The sequence below is a fragment of the Streptomyces sp. GbtcB6 genome (genome assembly GCF_019091475.1).
In the GTDB taxonomy this organism is placed as follows: domain Bacteria; phylum Actinomycetota; class Actinomycetes; order Streptomycetales; family Streptomycetaceae; genus Streptomyces; species Streptomyces hyaluromycini.
The window spans coordinates 91,089-108,362 of record NZ_JAGXJL010000026.1 but is presented as its reverse complement, the minus strand read 5'-3'; the positions used below and the strand labels follow the sequence as shown (position 1 = coordinate 108,362).

Genomic DNA, 17,274 nt, shown 5'->3' with positions numbered 1-17,274 from the left:
CCGGTCGGCGCCCGAGGGTCATCCCCAGCAGTGCCGGAGTCCCCAGTCCGTGTTGCGGGACGCCAGTCCCCGCACCGGCTTGTCGGTGATGAGTTGCGTGCCCGTGTCGGTGAAGCCGACCGGTTTCTTCCCGCTCTTGGCGAACTCGGTGACCGCGGCCACTCCGTCGTCGGCCATCCTGACCGGGAACTGCATCACGGTGGCCGCGTACTTGCCGGCTCTGACGGCCCGCACGCCGTCGCATCCGCCGTCGATGGTGCCGATGGTCACCTGCCGGGTGAGGCCGCGTGCGGCGATGGCCGCGGAGGCACCGTCGGCCACCGGTTCGTTGATGGTGTAGGCCGAGTTCACGTGGGTCGTGCGCTGCAGCAGGTTCTCCGTCGCGGTCTGCGCCAGGTTGCGGTCGCCATTGGTGTTCGCCCGCCCGCGGATCGCCGGTGAGTCGTTCCTGATCCCGAAGCCCTTGAGGAACCCGTCGTGGCGCTGCCGGCTGACCGAGGAGCCCTCCGTACCGTCCAGCATGATCAGCTCGGGCGGCCGGCCGACGAGTACGGCCCTGACATACGCGCCCTGGAGGCGTCCGGCCTTGAGGTTGTCGGTCGCGTACGTGGCATCCACGGCGTCCGCCGGGTCCGTGGCGGTGTCCAGCGCGATCACCAGGATGCCCTCCCGCCGGGCTTCCGCGATGGCGCCCAGGATCCCCGTCGTGTTCGACGGCGTGATCAGGATCCCCTGCACATGGCGGGCGATGAGGCTCTCCACCGCGTCGACCTGGCCCTCGTTGTCGCCGTCGAACTTGCCGGCCAGGGCGATGAGCTCGGCACCGTTCTTCTTCGCCGCGTCCGCGGCGGCCTTGCGCATGGTCACGAAGAACGGGTTGGTCTCGGTCTTGGTCACCAGACCGATCGAGACCTTACGGTGCCCGCCACCACCCGAGGCGCCCTGACTCCCGCCGCAGCCGGCGGCGGCGGCGAGCAGCAACGTGCCCACCAGGAGGAGCGTGACCCCCTGCCGGGGGCGCCGTGGCCGGCTGCGCCCGCGGAGGGTGTGATGGTGCGCCATCGGTGACACCCTCCTCTGACCGGGGCCGGGGCCGGAGCCGGCGCCTGGAAGCCTCCATGATCCACATAAGCGTGCCCATATTGTTAATAAATATCGCACTATGCCCTCAGTCCAGTCTCCTCCTCGGCGACCTGTCGGCCGACGGTTTGCACCCGCCCCGAGAGGGGCGAAAGATGATGATTTGACATAGGGAGCAAGGGATCCGCCGGTCGCGGTGCGGCGTCACCGCGACCGGGGCGGAGAGGGTGAGATTCGCGTGACTGGGCCACCCCTGCTGTCACTGCGCGGAATCTCCAAGCGGTTCGGTGCCGTCCAAGCCCTCCAGGATGTCGATCTGGAGCTCCGCAGAGGCGAGGTTGTCGCCCTTTTGGGCGACAACGGTGCCGGCAAGTCCACCCTCATCAAGGTCATCGCGGGTGTCGACCCCGCCGACAAGGGCGTCATCGAGTGGGAGGGCCAGGTCGTCCACATCAGGACCCCTCGGATCGCTCAGCGCCTGGGCATCGCGACCGTGTACCAGAACCTGGCGCTGTGCGACTACCTCGATGTCGCCGAAAACCTCTTCCTGGGACGGGAACGGCGGTGCCCCGGTGCCCGGGGACGCCTGTTCCGGTTGATGGACAAGGACGGCATGCGCGGGGAGGCTCGACAGCAGCTCGACGCACTGGGCATCCGTGTTCCCGACGTGCGAGCTCCGGTCGCTTCGCTGTCGGCGGGCCAGCGGCAGACCGTGGCGATCTCCCGCGCGCTTCTCGGCCGGCCGAAGGTGGTCCTCCTCGATGAGCCCACCGCGGCGCTGGGCGTTTCTCAGGCCGGTCATGTCCTCGATCTCGTCGACGAGCTCCGCGAACAGGACGTCGGGGTGATTCTCATCAGCCACAACCTGGGAGACGTCAAGGCTGTGGCGGACGAGGCGGCGGTGCTGCGGCTGGGCCGCAACAACGGCCTCTTCCATGTGCCGACCACACCGCAGGAAAGGATCTTCTCCTCCATCGTCGGCGTCGCGAGCAACAAATGACCACGACCGCCCGGCCTCCGCGTGCCACGTGACGTGGATGCCTCACCCGCCGGCAATCGCCCCCGGTGACGACCGGCATCGGAGGCAAAGCGCGGTCGACGACCCGCGCTGGACGAGCCGGGTCGTGTCGTGATGCCGGAGATCACGGCCGACAACCACCCGAGGCAGGTGCTGGTCCGGGACACGAAGGAGCGTGGCCGGGGAGTGCCGGGCATCCGGCGAGACAGCTGGGCGGCAGCGAACCCAGGCGGTGCGCCGCCGGCTCCCGGAGTGCCCGGTGCCCATTCCCGATCGCCTCACGTCATGACTGTCACCGCCGCGCCCGGATCGCTCTTGGTCTGGTTTCTTGCCCACTGTCGGCGTACACGCCCTCGGCCCGGATCCGCCGCAGATCCGGACCCGGGGCGCCGTGTCGTGGTCAGAGTCCCTGGGTGAGGAAGGCGGCGTCGGGGACCTGGACGGCCGTGGGGGCGGTGCGCGGGAGGAGGCCGAGGATCTGGGCGACGACGTACTGCGCCGACATCATGGCCCCTTCCTGCCAGCCGGGCAGCGGGGATGCCTGGTCGCCGACGACGTAGAAACGGCCGTCGCCCTCGGGCTGGAGGAGCTGCTTGTAGGCGACCTGGTGGTCAGGGTCGGCCGGGTCCCAGTCGGCCCAGCCACCGAGTTGGTGGGGCACCTTGTGCCAGGCGATGGTCACCCCCAGGTCCTGGGGCACGGTGGTCTTCTCCAGGAACTCCGGGTGCAGCTGTGCCGCTCCGTCGCGGGCCAGGCGCAGCCGGTCGGCCGGCGTGCGTTTGCCCATGTCCTCGGCGTACTCGCCGAAGTTGTACGCGCCGGTGAGGGTGCCCGTCTCGGAGAAGTAGTCGTTGGACGGGTACCAGAACTGGGTGATGGGGTGGTCGGTCCAGCTGATGCCGCCGTAGATCTGGTTGTGGTCGTCCTCCCAGAACCGCCGGTTGGCCTGCCAGCCGACCTTGCACGTCGGCGCGAAGCCCACCGCTTTCACGGCGTTCCGGAACGCTGTGGAGAAGCCGGTCAGCGTGAGCTGCTTGAGCACCGGCAGCGGGATGTTGCTCACGCAGTAGTCCGCCGTCGTCGTCAGTTCCTGTCCACCCGAGCGGTAGGTGACGCTGACCGCGTCGCCCGCCAGGTCGATCGAGGTGACCTCGGCCTTGAGTTCGACGGTCACGTCGTACTCGGAGGTGATCCGCTCGGTGAGGGCGTGGACGATCTTGTCCATGCCGCCGACCGGCTGGAACATCGTGGGCTGCCACAGGTAGTCCACCGGCTGGTAGAACCTGTGCTTCCAGAACTCCGACCGAACCAGTTCGGCGAGGGGCAGCGGGGGCGCGGGCCGGGGGAATTCGTGGACGTCGAGCGGCTCGTCGTAGCCGGAGCGGGTGGAGCCGTGGTACTCGTTCTCCTCGTCCAGGTCGCCGAACTTGTGCAGCAGGTCCCGCAGCAGCCCGGTGAACTCGTCCTCCTCGGTCAGGGTGGCGGACAGGAGCGCGGCGAGGTGGCCGCGGGTGTCGTTGGCGATCCGCCGGTTGCGCCAGGGCCGGCCGGGCGGGGTGTGCCCCGCGCGGTGCAGGACGTTCGCCGTGGTTTCCATGATGTACGGCTCCAGCGTCACCCCGAGGTCGGTGCAGTACCGGAGGACTCGGCGGTGGTGGTAGGGGATGCGTCCGGGGCCGAGGTTGAGGTACAGGCCCTGGTCGAACGCGCAGGTGTGGGTCAGCACCGGGCTGTTGCCCTCGCCGTCGAGTTCGTACAGCTTGTCCCCCTTGCGGGCGGTGCGGTTGCGGCCGCCGGTGCGGGGCTGGGGCTCCAGGACCGTGCACCGGTAACCGAGCTTGCCCAGTTCGTAGGCGGCGGTGAGGCCGCCGACCCCCGCGCCGAGGATCAGTACCGACTGCTCCTCGCCGGCCGCCGCGCGCGGTGCGGCGGCGAAGTCGGGCGCGGTGCCTTCGCCGGAGCTCAGCGGGCCGCCGAGGCCGGACATGGCGTGGTAGAGCGACTGTGCGGCGGGGGTGGCGGACTTGCGTGTACTCATGGCTCACCTCTCGGACGGGACGGGACGGGGCGGCTCCCGGCTCGCCCGGCGCCGGCAGCTTGCGCTGCCGTGGCGCGGCGGCCGGGTGTGGCCGTGGGACAGCCTCGGAGGGACATGAGCCCAGGCGCTGGAGCGTGCCGCGAGTTGCGGGTACGGCACCGCTCGACGGGACTTTCCCGGGCTGTGGCGGGCGGGGGCCGAGGGGTCTAGTGGAAGTCGACGTCGGAGACGCTGACGAAGAACTCGCCCACGGAGTCGTGTCCGGCGTCGCCGCCACCCCAGATGTTGACGATGGCATGCCGTCCCCGCCGGGACGCCAGTGCCTCCGTCGTGTACTGCAGCTCCTGGTCGGCGTGCGTGCCGCTGCCGTGGTACTCGACCATGAAGGGAGTCGGCTCCAGCACGTCCCAGGAGATGCCCTGCGCCGGGTCCCAGCCCTCCGAGGTGATGAACCACTGGTGTGTCCACTTCGGGCCCATGTGGTTCTGCCTGTAGTTGTAGGTGAAGGTGTGCCGGCCGTCGACGGCCTCCAGCGTGCTGGTCGGCCAGTCACCCAGGCCGTCCCCGCCGGGCAGGTCCAGGCCCTGGAAGGCGGGATTCGCAGCCGACGCCACGTCGGTGCCCTGGAAGAACTTCCGGTACTCCAGGTACCCGCGGGCCTCGTTCCACGGCGGATTGCCGACCATGCCGGGAGGCACCACTTCCTGCCAGGTGGTCGAGGTGTTCAGCTCGCGTGCCTTCTGGCAGATCGGCGCATCGTCCTCGTCGCGGATCGCCAGGATCGCCCTGCTGACCGGGAACTCCAGACTCCCGTGCCGCTCCCGGCCGCCCTCCTGACGTTCCTCGGTGCGCGCGGGGATGAACACGTTGTAGGGCTTGGACGTGGACGTGTCGACGGTGAGCTCGTCCGTGAACGGCCCCCACGAGCCGTCCGCGTGCCGGGCCCGGATCTTCACCCGGTACTCGCGGGCCGGAGCCTCACCCAGGCACACCCAGTGCCGGTTCGCCGCCTGCCAGTGCGGATACCAGCCCGCCCAGTACAGGTCCACCGTCTGCGCCAGCCGCCCGTCCAACCACACCTCGTAGTGGTGCGGGTAGTCCGGCCGGCCGGTGTTCCAGTCGGGCGGCTCCGTGAGTCCCTGGTCAGGAGCGTTCTGGCCGATCTGCCAGGTGAGGGAGATGCCCTCAAGCTTGACGTGACCGTCATCGCGGTAGGTCGCCTCCGCACGCAGGTCCTCAGGGTGGGGCTGCATCTGGGTGCTCCTCTCAGTCGCACAGAATGGGTGATCCATCGCGACAACACCGCACCGAACCACCCAAATGTCACTACTCACTGTATTTGGGCATATGCATACTGCAAGTGCGGCGACTCGGAGGCGCAGGCGGCCGACACTGGGCAGACATGCGAGGCGTGCGGTCTTCGGGCACCGGAGTGACACCGTCCGTGCGGCGTGGAGGTGCCCATGACGGTCACAGGCTTGGCGGTTGTGGGAGCGGGAGCTGCTGACCGAGCTGTGGAGCCGGCGCGAGCCGGCGCGGCCGGCCCTGGAAGACATCTCCTGTCGCTGCGGGCCAAGGCGCTGCTAAGGCCGTCGCAGGAACCCCCTCTCCATGGCCACCACCACCGCCCTCGTCCGGTCGTTCACATCGAGCTTGGCGAACAGGCGCAGCAGATGCGTCTTCACCGTGGCCTCGGCGATCACGAGGCGTCTGCCGATCTCGGCGTTGGTGAGGCCGTCGGCCACCGCGTTGAGGACGTCGGTCTCGCGGTCGGTCAGCGGGTCCTGGACGGGACGCCGCATCCGCGCCACGAGCTTCTCGGCGACCCGGGGAGCGAGCACCGTCTCGCCGCGTGCCGCCGCGTGGCTGGCGTCGACGAGCTGCTCGCGAGTGGTGTCCTTGAGCAGATAGCCGATGGCCCCGGCCTCCACACCGCGCTCGATCTCCGTGTCGGTGTCGTACGTCGTCAGGATCAGCACCCGGGTACGCGGATACCGGGCGACGATCTCGGTCGTCGTGGCCACCCCGTCGAGCTCGGGCATCCGCAGATCGACCAGGGCGACATCGGGGTCGTACCGCTCGACGAGTTCGAGCGCCGCGCGTCCGTCGCCCGCCTCGCCGACGATCTCGATGCTGTCCTCGGCCGCGAGCAGGGCGACCACTCCGGCCCGCATCACGGTGTGATCGTCCACCACGACGATGCGCAGACCTCGTTCCCTCATGCCTCCACCTCGCTCGCCGGCGGGATCATCGCCAGGATCCGTGTACCGTCGCCCACCGAACTCGTCACCGTGAGCCTCCCGCCCAGCTCCGCCAGTCGCTTGCGCATGCCGTCGAGCCCGAAGCCCGTCGACTCCCCCGCCACGAACCCGCTGCCGTCGTCGGTGATCTCCAGCTCCACTCCGTACGGACGCCGGACCAGCACCACCCCCACCGTGGACGCGCGCGCGTGTTTGCGCACGTTGGCCAGGGACTCCTGGGTGCAGCGCAGCAGCGCGATCCGGGTCTGCTGGTCGCACTCCAGGTCTGCCAGATCGGCGTCCACGGCGAGCCCGGTGTCCTCCGCGAAGCGGTCCAGAGTGCGGCGCAGCGTCTGCGCGACCGTACCGGCCGCCACCCGGCCCGGACCCGGCTGCCTCGCCGAGCCCACCAACTCCCGGGCCTCGGCGAGGTTTTCACGAGCGGTGGATTCGATCGACCACAGTTGCCGGGCGCTGCGCGCCGGATCGTCGGACATGCCCGCCCGTGCCGCCTCCGCGAGGACGATGATCGAAGCGAAGCCCTGCGCGAGCGTGTCGTGGATGTCCCGTGCGATGCGTTCCCGTTCGTCCGCCGCGCCCTGCCGCTGGTGAGCCTCGGACAGCTGCGCCTCCGTCCGCTCCAACTCCTCGATCAGCCGCGCCCGTTCGCTGCTCTGCGCGACGACCGAGTGCGCCCACAGGCCGATCAGCACACCCACCGCGACCACGATCAGGGTGGACACCAGCGTCTCGCCGAAGAACTCCGCCGACCAGCCCTGCCGGACCAGGGCCCCGGTCAGCGTGACACCGGTGGCCGCTCCGAGGAACCCCATGGAAGTCCTCGGAGTACGCCCGAACATCCAGTAGTGCGGCAGCGTCACCATGAACAGCGCCGCATAGCTGCTGCCCAGATACGCCAGCCCGCCGAGTGCGAGCACCAGCACCGAGAGATAGACCTGCGGACGTACGACTGGGTTCCCCGGGAAGCGGTCGAGAACCGCGTAGCACAGCACCACGCAGCCGAACAGCGCGAGCGCCTTGTACTTGCTCCCGCCGGACGGAGCCGCCGTCACCAGCCCGACGGCCATCGCACCGAACAGTGCCCAGCACACCGTGTTCCACCGGCGCAGCGACGTGGCCCAGAAGGCGTCGGCCGAGGGGTCGGCGAGAGCGGTCATACCGATCAACGTACGTCGACCACCAGTTCCCCGTCGGGGATTTGAGCCGCCGCCCCCTTGCGCCCTGCCGCCCGCGAGGGCCACCAGCTCGCCTCGCCGAGCAGCAGCATCGCCGACGGCAGGACCATGATCCGGACGACGAAGGCGTCGAGCAGCACGGCCGCCGCGAGGACGAAGCCGATCTGCTTCATCTCGATGATGTGCAGGAAGACGAAACTCGAGAACACCGTCGTCATCACCACCGCGGCGCTGGTCACCACGCTCGCCGACCTGCGGATTCCGTCGAGCACGGCCTGCCGGGTGGACACGCCCGCGAGCACGGCCTCCCTGATCCGGCTCACCACGAACACCTGGTAGTCCATCGAGAGCCCGAAGAGGATCACGAAGAGGAACAGCGGTACGCGCGAGCCGATGGAACCGGTGGAGCGGAAGTCCAGCAGCCCTTCGGCCCAGGTCCCCTGGAAGACCAGGACCAGCAGTCCGAGCGCCGCCGCCGCGGACAGCAGATTCAGTACGACACCGATCAGACCCAGTACCACGGAGCGGAACGCGTACGCCGTCATCGCGAAGGTGACCAGCAGCAACGCCCCGAGGACCAGGGGGAGTTTGCTGTTCTGGTGAGCGGGATAGTCCACGTACCGGGCGACGTCCCCGCTCACTGCGTACTCCGCCCCGTCGATCCGCCCGACGGTCGCGGGCAGGTAGTCGTCCCGCAGGTGGTCGAGGGAGTCGTAAGCCTGCTCGGAATTACCCAGGTACGGCACCTTCAGTTCGAGCACGCTGATCCGGTGGTCGGCCGACGTCCGGATGCCCGAGGCACCGGCGAACAGCGGGTCGGCGTCGGCGCGCCGGGCCAGCTCGCGCAGCGCCCCGGTGACCTCGGCGGCGCGCGCGGCGTCGGCGCGTACGACGACCTGGTGCGTGACCCGCTGCTCCGGGAACTCCTCGTTGAGCCGGTCGTACACCCGCATGGCGGGGATGTCCCGGGAGTGTGTGTCCCTGCTCATCTCCGTGATCTTCAGGCCTGCCAACGGGGTCACGAGGGCGAGCAGGGCGAGAACCGAGACGCACAGGGTGGCGAGAGGGTGCCTGCTCGCCGGCCGCAGCAGCGCGGCCCACACCCGGCCGCCGCCGTCGCCCCGGATCGGGCGCGCCGGCTTGCCGCGTTCGGCGCGCCGCCGGGCCCTGCGCTCGGCGCGCTGTCCGAGCTTGACCAGCAGCGCCGGCAGCGCCGTCAGGGAACTGGCCACCGCGACCAGGACGACGACGATGGTGCCGGTGGCCAGCGAGGAGAAGATGACGTCGGAGGCGAGATACAGCGTCGCGGTGGAGGCCACGACCGCGAGCCCGGAGATCACGACCGCCCGCCCGGAGGTCGCCGCGGCCAGCTCCACCAGCGCCTCGGAGCTCAGCCGGCCGGCCGCGCGTGCCCGCTCCTCACGCTCCCGCTTGAGGTAGAAGAGCGTGTAGTCGACGCCGACGGCGAGGCCGATCATCAGGATGACGTTCGTGCCGACCCCGGCGTCGGGGGACAGGTGCGAGGCCACCATCGACAGTCCGACGGCCGCCGCGATCGACGACAGGGCCAGCAGCAGCGGCACCCCCGCCATGGTCACGGACCCGAAGACGACCAACAGGGTGACCAGGGTGATGGGCAGCGTGATCTCCTCCGACAGCGCCAGGTCGTCGCCGCGCTGCTGGTCGACTCCCTTGCTGATGGAGGGACTCCCGGTTTCCTCCAGCAACAGCCGGGGATGCGCCTTCCCCACGGCCTCGGTCTGGGCGAGCAGCGCGTCGACCTTGTCCTTCGCGTCACGTTCCTCGCCCTTGAGGGCCACCTCGACCATGAGGATCCGGCGGTCCCCGGACAGCAGCGGGTCGGCCACGCCCGCCACCTCGGGCAGCCGCTTCATCCGGGCGGTCAGGTCTCTCGCGGCGGCCTCGGCCGCGGCCCGGTCGAGGGGGCCCGACCGGGAGGAGATCAGCACCTGCTCGGTGGACCTGCGTTCCAGATGGCCCTCGGCGGCCATCGCCTCCGCCCGGCCGGCCTCGCCGACCCGGTAGTCGGCCGTAGTGGCACTGTGCGTGCCGACGGCACTGCCGACCGCCAGGCACAGCACCACGAACACAAGCCAGCCGACGATGGCCCGCCAGGGGTGCCGGGCGCTCCAACGCGCCATGCGAACAGTGAGTGACCTCATGCCCGAAAGCCTTGCTGTCCCGGGTAGTTGGCAGACAGAGGCACCCGGTTGAACTTCGCGTCCACCGATCGGTGGACGCGGACCGGGAGAGGCCCCCGCGAGCCGGGCACTGACCGGGACGCCGTCGCGAACGCACACGGCGCAGGGGTCCGATCCCGTCCATGAGGTGTGGTGGCAGGGGAACGCAGTGGTGCTGCGCCCCCCCTGTTCACCCGGATCGTCCCGAGGAGGTCAGCCGACAGTCCACTTCTGGCTTGTGGCGCCCGTGCCCGTCAGTTGGACGACCTGTGCTCCGGTCGTCGTCGAGCTGTCCAGCACGCCGAGGTGCAGATCACTGTTGACGTTGACCAGCATGAAGACCTTGCCCGTGTAGCTGCCGACCAGGTCGAAGAAGAACTGCTGATTGGTGCCGCCGTTGCAGGTCCACTGGATGAGCTGGCGGTTCTCCGCGGTGGACTTGCTGGGGACGTCCAGGCACAGTCCGCTGTTGACGTTCGTGAGCGTGTAGATGTTGTCCGAGACCTTGGTCGCGGTCCACTGCTGGTCGGTCCCGCCGGTGGAGGACGCCTGAACGATCTTGGCGTTGGTCGCGGTGGAGGCGCCGGACACGTCCAGGAGCATCGAGCTGTTGGCGTTGGTCAGCGTGTGCGCCGCCGCGCTCGGCACGCCCGAGTTCGGCGTCCACGTCCCCGCCGAGACGTCCAGCGACCAGGTCGGGTACTGGCCCACGTTCACCACCGTGCCGCTGATGGTCATGGGCAGCCAGACGAGCTTGGACGCGCCCAGGTCGGAGGTGTTCCAGCGGTCGCCCGCGTAGATGAACGTGGTTCCGGAGGTGCCGGCCACGGTGATGATGTTGGCGGTCTGGCTGCCGTACGTATGGGTGCCCGGGGCGGCGAAGTTCCTGAACGAGGACCAAGTCCCGCTGAGGGAGGTGGTGGTGGCGTAGACGTTGTCGTTCAGGCTCCAGCCGGTCAGGTGTGAAGCCAGCAGGTAGTAGACGCCGTTGCTCTTGACCATGGCAGGCGCCTCGTAGCTGGAGCTGCCGGAGCCGCCCAGGATGGCCACCGTGCTCACCACGGACAGGTAGTCGTCGGAGAGCAGGTCGATGCGCAGGCCGTAGGAACGGTCCTCTGTCATCAGGTACGCGGTGCCGTCGTCGTCCTGGAAGAGGCCGATGTCACGGCTGAGGTGGCCCAGCGGCTGGGAGCTGCCCTGGTAGGTGTAGGTGCCGCAGGGCGTGTCGCTGGTGGCGACGCCGACCTTGGCCTCGGAGTAGCTGGTGCTGTCGATGTGCAGGTACATCACGTACTTGCCGGTCGACGAGTTGTAGATCACCTTCGGCCGCTCCACCACCCGCGACGGGCCGAGGTCTCCGCTGCTCTGCACGGACAGCGCGTCGCCGACGAAGGTCCAGTTCGCCAGGTCGGTCGAGCTGTAGCAGGTGATGGCCTGGAAGGACGTGTCGGACGAGGTCTCGCCCGTCTTGTCCTCGCCGAAGCCGTACCAGGTGTCACCGACCTTGATGATGCCCATGCCGTGCAGCTGGAGGGTGTTGCCACTGGTGTCGGTCCGCGCGGCGCCGGTCGTGAAGGTCACGGTGGTGGCGGCCCGGGCGAGCGGTGCGGGTATCAGGAGCGCCGCGACACCTGCGAGCAGGGTCAGGAGCGAGAGGGCGGCACTGCGCCACGGACGTCCGCCGTGGCTGGGAGACATTCCCTTGAACATCTTTCTTCACCTCTTCGTCGAGGTTCCCGGTGCACTGTCCCTGCTCGGGCGGGTACGGCGAATCGCCGTCCGGGATCCCGAGTGGGGGGACGGATGGTGTCGGGTACGGGGAAGCCGGGTGCGGCGGGCCGGGTGCGGTGTCCGGCTGTCGGGGAGACGAATGGTGCATCCGCCGCATGGCGGGTTAATGACAGCCCGCGTCAGAAAGCCTGTCAAGGGTGTGGGTTTGGATTTTGTTCATTCGCGACTGATTCGCCGCGCGAGGCATGCCGGCCGGCGAAGTCCGATGAGATTTGCGCCGGATGTACGACTGGATCACTGGAGATCCACAGGCACCGGTGATCGACCATGGCCTTTCATGTCTCCTTCTGTGAGGAGTCCGATTCGCTCTTATTGGTGGAGCTTTGACCTTTACTGACCCATGGTCAAGTTTCAAATATCGGGTCGAAGTGGTTGACCAGTCGATCGAGAAGGGCGTAGAACATCCCCTGCATATCGGATAGCGTTCATTCCTGGTTGTTTTTGTTTGAGTAGTGGCAACCTCTGCCGCAAAGGACATGTCAACACCGCACAAGGCCAACGACTTCTTCTGGGCGATCACCCTGATGTCGCCCCGGCGCCGGCATGTGCCGCCCCCGTCCGTGCAGTTCGCTCGACGAAGAGGTGCACACTCCATGGAAGCCTTCGGATCCGAAGACCCGCGCAACCGCCCGCACGCGCCCGGGGGCTCCGGGGGGTTGTCCCGAAGAGGAATCCTGAAGGGGGCTGCGGTCACGACGGGGAGTGCGATCCTGGGCCTCGGCACCGGGCCCGCGGCCCAGGCAGCCGACTCGTCGATCACGGCAACCTCGCCGGACGGCAGGAACAAGATCTCGATGTCCCTGGTCGGCGGGATGCTCAACTGGTCGGTCAGGCGCAGCGGCACGACGGTCCTCGACACCTCGGTGCTGGGCCTGAAACTGAGCGACGGCACCGAACTGGGCACCGCCAACGTTTCGGTGACCAGCTACCAGCACTGGACCAAGGACAGCACCTGGACCCCGGTCTTCGGCCGCAACGCGACCGTCCGCGACCACTACCAGGAGATGCGCTGGAACCTCCACGACAGCACCAGCGGCGTCGACTTCGCCGTCCAACTGCGCGCCTACGACACCGGCGTCGCGCTGCGCTACGTCCTGCTGGACACCGGCAGCGCCATCATCTCCGACGAACTGACCACCTGGGTCTTCCCCGACAGCACCACGATCTACAGCGCCCGGGACGAGGCCGCCTACAGCGCCGTCGCGCCGGACGCCATCCCGTACACCGGCCCCTCCAGCACCGACTACGGCTACCTGAGCGACCTGCCACTGCTGGTCACCCTGGACAGCGGACTGTTCGCCACCATCTGCGAGTCCTCCCGGGTCAACTACCCGCGGTCGATGATCAGTTCGGTCACCGGTGAGAGCAACACGCTCAAGACGTATCTGATGACGAAGCCCGCCCGCTCCTCCGGCACGGCGCAGACCACTTCGACCGTCACCACGCCGTTCACCACGCCGTGGCGTGTGCTGGTGCTCGGCGACGAGGCCGGCGATCTGATCGACAACGCCGAACTCGTGCTCAACCTGGCCCCGGCCTGCGCTCTGTCGGACACCTCCTGGATCAAGCCGGGCAAGGTGTTCCGCTGCGAGCTGACCACCGCCGCCGGGACCGCCGGCGTGGACTTCGCCGTCGCCCGCAACCTGGACTACATCGAGTACGACGCCGGCTGGTACGGCCCGGAGTTCACCACGACCGACGCCACCGCCGCGATATCCGCCATCGACCTGCCCACGGTGATCGACTACGCCACGACCAACGGCGTCGGTGTCTTTCTGTACGTCAACCGCATCGCCCTGACCGACCCGGACACCCTGTTCGATCTCTACAAGAGCCGGGGCGTGGCAGGCATCAAGCTCGGCTTCATCAACGACGGCACCCAGACCATGACCAACCAGATCATCACCTGGGCCAGGACCGCGGCCAAGTACGAACTGCTGATCGACATGCACGACGACGTCCGGCCGTGGGGGTACGAGCGCACGTACCCCAACTGGATCAGCTTGGAGGGCGTCCGGGGCAACGAGCAGTTCCCGACCGCCACGAACAACATCCTGCTGCCCTTCGCCCGCAACGTCGGCGGCCCCATGGACTACACGATCTGCTACGGCCAGTCGCGCGACCAGACCACCAACAACCACCAGATGGCCATGGCCGCCGTCTACTACCAGCCGCTGAACTTCCTCTACTGGTACTCCAAGCCGTCCGCCTACGCCACCACCGCCAACTGGCCCGGCCTGGGCTGGTTCGACGCCATCCCCACCACCTGGGACGAGAGCACCACGATCGCGGCCTCCCTCGGCGAGTACGTCGCCGTGGCCCGCCGCAGCGGCACCACATGGTTCCTCGGCGCGATGAACAACGAGGATGCCCGAACGGTGTCGGTCCCGCTGGACTTCCTCGACAGCGGCACGTCCTACACGGCCACCGTCTACGCCGACGGCACGGCGGGCAGCACCCCGCACGCGACCCCCACGGTCGTCAGCACCCGGACGGTCACCTCCGGTACCACGCTCAGCGTGGCCATGACGAGCGCGGGCGGACAGTCGGTGATCCTGACCCCGACAAGCTGATCCCCTGGCCGGCGCGGCCGCTGTCCTGGGCACGGCCGTCGACTGGCTGCGGCGTGACCGCCTCGGTGTACCCGAGGAGACCGGCGCCGGGCCTTCGTCATAGAGCGGGTGACGAGAATCCAACTCGCGCTCTCAGCTTGGGAAGCGACGGCGCTTGCGCAGCTCGATACCTGCTGACCTGGTGTTATGCGCCCTGACATGGTGCCCGAGGAGACGCGATCGCACCGCTGTTGACCGTGGTTGACCAGCTTTGGGGGCACGCCATGGGCACGCCCTCGGCTCGGAGGCGTGGGAGAGTTCCACTCCGTGCTCGATGCCGCCCAACTCGTGGTGGATCTGTACGAAGATTCGCATAGGTGCGATCGCATTGACGCTCATGCAGCCGTTTCCGCGACGGTAGCCATCTCGCCCGTGTGCCCTCGCATGTTCGCCCGGCCGGGTTACGACCGTGATGACGAAGAATTTCCACCGGCCGCTGATCCCACCAGCCACTCGTCCGAGCGGCTAGGGTGCGAAAAGGCGCCCGGGCAGTGGCCGGTCCGTCGGCGCGCCCGGAACGGAGAGCAACGTGACGTCCTCGTCCCTGGCCCGCGGGATCCGGGTCGTACCCCTTCTGCTGGCGACGATGGTCACCGCTGCCTCCGTAGCCGGTTGCACCGCGGAGGCCCGCACCACGACACAGATCGAGGCAACTGCACAAGGCAGCCCGTTGCTTGCCAAGGTTGCCCAGCAGATCGCCCTGCCGGCAAAGACCTGGACGGCGTCGGGCACCCACACGGCCAAGGGGTATTCGACCAAGGCGGCCAAGACCGTCAACGTCGAGGGCATGAAGGCGGACTGCGTCAACATCAACCTCAACAAGAAGCTGAGCGCCGACTTCCGCAGTGACGTGTTCGGTCCCGGCATGAAGGGGTTCTTCTACAAGTGCCAGAAGGTCCGCCCGGACACCAACCAATATTGGTTCACCATCAGTTCCGCGGACCGTACCCAGATCGACGGACTCTGCGATCCGACCACCAGGTACCCGATCGTCCACGACGGGCAGCACGACACCTACTGGATCGACGAGCCGTTCACGTGCACCACCCGGGTCGGTCCCTCGTAGGACATCGGCCCGCGCTCGGTTCACACCCCGTAGAGCTGTGGCCCCGTCCTGCCGAAGGACGGGGCCACAGCCGTGCCACCGGCGCCGCTCAGTGGCAGTTGAACGACTTGTTGGTGAGACTCGTGCTCAGCGTGCAGGTCTGACCGCGCACCGAACCGTCCGTCCGGTGGAAGGTCAGGTCCCAGGTCCCGTTGTTGTGGTGGAGTTGCCCGTAGCCGAAGACTCCCGCGAGTCGTGGCGGATTGGCCGTGGGATCCTCTTCCTGGGTGAGCGACTTATGGACGGTCTCCCGCGGCGTGCCGATTTGTTGATTCATGGCGTTGCTGTCGATCGGGCCGTTGTCCAGTGGTCCGCCCGAGGAGCCCACGGTCAGCTGGGGCGGGCGGCCGGTGTTGAAATCGAGCATCTGGTAGAGATGGATGTGCCCCGACAGCACCAGGCGTACATTGTTCGCCAGCCGGCTCAGAGAGGTGTGGGCCACGGCGTCGTCGAGGACATGAGTCACCCATTCCACATGGCCGGTAGCTGAACCGGCCGCTTTCACCATCCAGACCGGCTTGTGCGTGACCACGAAGAAGTCCTCGGAAGAACGCTGCTGCGCAGCCTGGTTCACCATGTCGAATTTCTGGGCGTAGGTGTTCACCTGCGCCGTGCTTCCGCTGTCGTTCGGGTCGGCGAACGACGAGTCCACGGAGACGAGGTTCAGGGTGCCGGCGCGGATCGTGTCGGGCGGAGGGAACCGGCTGCACGATCCGTTACGGAGTTCGTCGGCGAGGTAGCGGAACCACGCGTCGCCGGCGCCCCCTGGGTGCGTGCAGTCTTCGTGGTTGCCCCGAGTCAACGCGACGGGCGCTGCGGCCAGTAGCGCTTCGGCGGGCCTGAAGAAGTCGGCCACGACACAGGCCCAGCTGGCTGCGTCGGGGCGCACCGTGCAGCCCGGGTTCTTCGCCTTGTCGTCCGCCCTGCCGGGGTCGTTGCGGTAGAGATAGTCACCGGTGTGGATCACGAGATCCGGCGCCGCGCGGGAGATGCTGTCCGCGATCGGCTTGAAGGGCCAGGCGGTCGCGCAGTGCTGCGCCGGGTCTGCCGGGTTCACCGGGAGCTCGCAGCCGGTGTCGCCGATGACATCGATCGTGCTGGGACGTGTGGTCGTGGTCCACTTCGGCAAGGGCAGGTGACCGCCCTGGGGATGGAGCGTGGCCGCTTGGACCGTCGTCAGCACAAGCTGCGCGTTGGTCGCCCCCAGGGGCACTGGCGTCTGATTTCCCGACTCGCAGACCGTGGTGGGGAAGTGCGCCCCCGTGGGGGTGCTCACCAACCGCAGGGGGACCGTCTTCTGCGTCCCAGAGGTGTAGGTCACGGTGGGACACGACTGGCTCGTGTCGGTGGAGACGTAACGGATCTGGGTGCCATGGCTGGTCAGTTGGGTCCACGCCCAGGCCTCGCCGTTCGGCCCCGCCCCGGGGGGAGGGGTCGGCCTGGGGGGAGGGGTGTGGCCGGGTGGCGGTGTCTGTCCGGGTGGCGGTGGCCCTGCGCTGTCTGGCGCCCGTGCGGGAGTCGCCGTGGCCGAGACCGCCGTGGCCAGCACGCTCGCCACGGCGAGGGCGACGATCCGATGCATCATGTTCTGGTTCCTCCCTCGGAATGCCCTGGGCGCCGACACCTCTCCTCGCCGAGGGTCACACCAGGAATCGTCATCGACGCCTTCAACCTGTGCACCAGCACGAGGACAAATGGGCTAGGCCTGGTACCAGCGACAACGAGGGGCCCGGCTCACGCGAGCCGGGCCCATGGGTTCGTCAGGATCTGCCCAGCTGGACTACGTGAGGTCGGCGGAGTGGGCTTGGCCCGTGGCCTGCCCGGTCTGGGGTCGATCATGATCGCCAGGCACTCAAGGACGTCGACGGGATCAATGCCGACGAGTAGGCACCCCGGACGCTCCGGCACGGCTTCCCAACAGTGAAGTACCAGTTCAGAGGGCCCTTACCGAACCGGTCCAGCTCGGCGCGGTCGGCTTCCAGAGGCCGGCTCG

The 17,274-nt window shown here is 68.4% G+C and carries 11 protein-coding genes; 3 read left to right on the top strand and 8 right to left on the bottom strand.

Going from position 1 to position 17,274, the window contains the following annotated elements:
* Positions 1-18 precede the first annotated feature (18 nt).
* The gene (locus KVT45_RS35190) at positions 19-1,062 is read right to left on the bottom strand and encodes a substrate-binding domain-containing protein (protein WP_217553207.1); all 1,044 of its coding nucleotides are present in this window, start codon (positions 1,060-1,062) and stop codon (positions 19-21) included.
* A 256-nt stretch (positions 1,063-1,318) separates the two neighbouring features.
* On the opposite strand from KVT45_RS35190, the gene KVT45_RS35185 reads away from it, so the two are divergent.
* A complete protein-coding gene (locus KVT45_RS35185; RefSeq protein WP_217553206.1) occupies positions 1,319-2,080 on the top strand; it encodes an ATP-binding cassette domain-containing protein in 762 nt (253 codons plus the stop codon).
* A 418-nt stretch (positions 2,081-2,498) separates the two neighbouring features.
* On the opposite strand, the gene KVT45_RS35180 is transcribed toward KVT45_RS35185, so the two are convergent.
* The 6 genes from KVT45_RS35180 to KVT45_RS35155 all read right to left on the bottom strand — a co-directional run bounded on the left by KVT45_RS35180 (position 2,499) and on the right by KVT45_RS35155 (position 11,471).
* Complete coding sequence (locus KVT45_RS35180; protein ID WP_217553205.1) at positions 2,499-4,136, bottom strand: FAD-dependent oxidoreductase; 1,638 nt, start codon at positions 4,134-4,136, stop codon at positions 2,499-2,501.
* 206 nt (positions 4,137-4,342) lie between these two features.
* On the bottom strand, positions 4,343-5,389 hold the full coding sequence (locus KVT45_RS35175) for a lytic polysaccharide monooxygenase auxiliary activity family 9 protein (protein WP_217553204.1): 1,047 nt from the start codon (positions 5,387-5,389) through the stop codon (positions 4,343-4,345).
* A gap of 330 nt (positions 5,390-5,719) precedes the next feature.
* Entirely contained in the window at positions 5,720-6,358 is a 639-nt protein-coding gene (locus KVT45_RS35170; protein WP_217553203.1) for a response regulator transcription factor, read from the bottom strand.
* Positions 6,355-7,554 (bottom strand): sensor histidine kinase, encoded by a 1,200-nt coding sequence (locus KVT45_RS35165; protein ID WP_217553202.1) that lies wholly within the window; start codon positions 7,552-7,554, stop codon positions 6,355-6,357. The genes KVT45_RS35170 and KVT45_RS35165 overlap by 4 nt, the downstream gene beginning before the upstream one ends.
* A 5-nt stretch (positions 7,555-7,559) precedes the next feature.
* Positions 7,560-9,755 (bottom strand): MMPL family transporter, encoded by a 2,196-nt coding sequence (locus KVT45_RS35160; RefSeq protein ID WP_217553201.1) that lies wholly within the window; start codon positions 9,753-9,755, stop codon positions 7,560-7,562.
* 231 nt (positions 9,756-9,986) lie between these two features.
* Positions 9,987-11,471 (bottom strand): RICIN domain-containing protein, encoded by a 1,485-nt coding sequence (locus KVT45_RS35155; protein ID WP_254647794.1) that lies wholly within the window; start codon positions 11,469-11,471, stop codon positions 9,987-9,989.
* Positions 11,472-12,040: 569 nt separating this feature from the next.
* Between KVT45_RS35155 and KVT45_RS35150 the strand changes: the two genes are divergently transcribed.
* Together KVT45_RS35150 and KVT45_RS35145 are read left to right on the top strand one after the other, a co-directional pair.
* The gene (locus KVT45_RS35150) at positions 12,041-14,137 is read left to right on the top strand and encodes a glycoside hydrolase family 97 protein (protein ID WP_254647793.1); all 2,097 of its coding nucleotides are present in this window, start codon (positions 12,041-12,043) and stop codon (positions 14,135-14,137) included.
* A gap of 568 nt (positions 14,138-14,705) precedes the next feature.
* Positions 14,706-15,242: a hypothetical protein gene (locus tag KVT45_RS35145; RefSeq protein ID WP_217553199.1), complete on the top strand. Its 537-nt coding sequence runs from the start codon at positions 14,706-14,708 to the stop codon at positions 15,240-15,242.
* 88 nt (positions 15,243-15,330) lie between these two features.
* On the opposite strand, the gene KVT45_RS35140 is transcribed toward KVT45_RS35145, so the two are convergent.
* A complete protein-coding gene (locus KVT45_RS35140; RefSeq protein ID WP_308310956.1) occupies positions 15,331-16,602 on the bottom strand; it encodes a metallophosphoesterase in 1,272 nt (423 codons plus the stop codon).
* Positions 16,603-17,274: the final 672 nt, after the last annotated feature.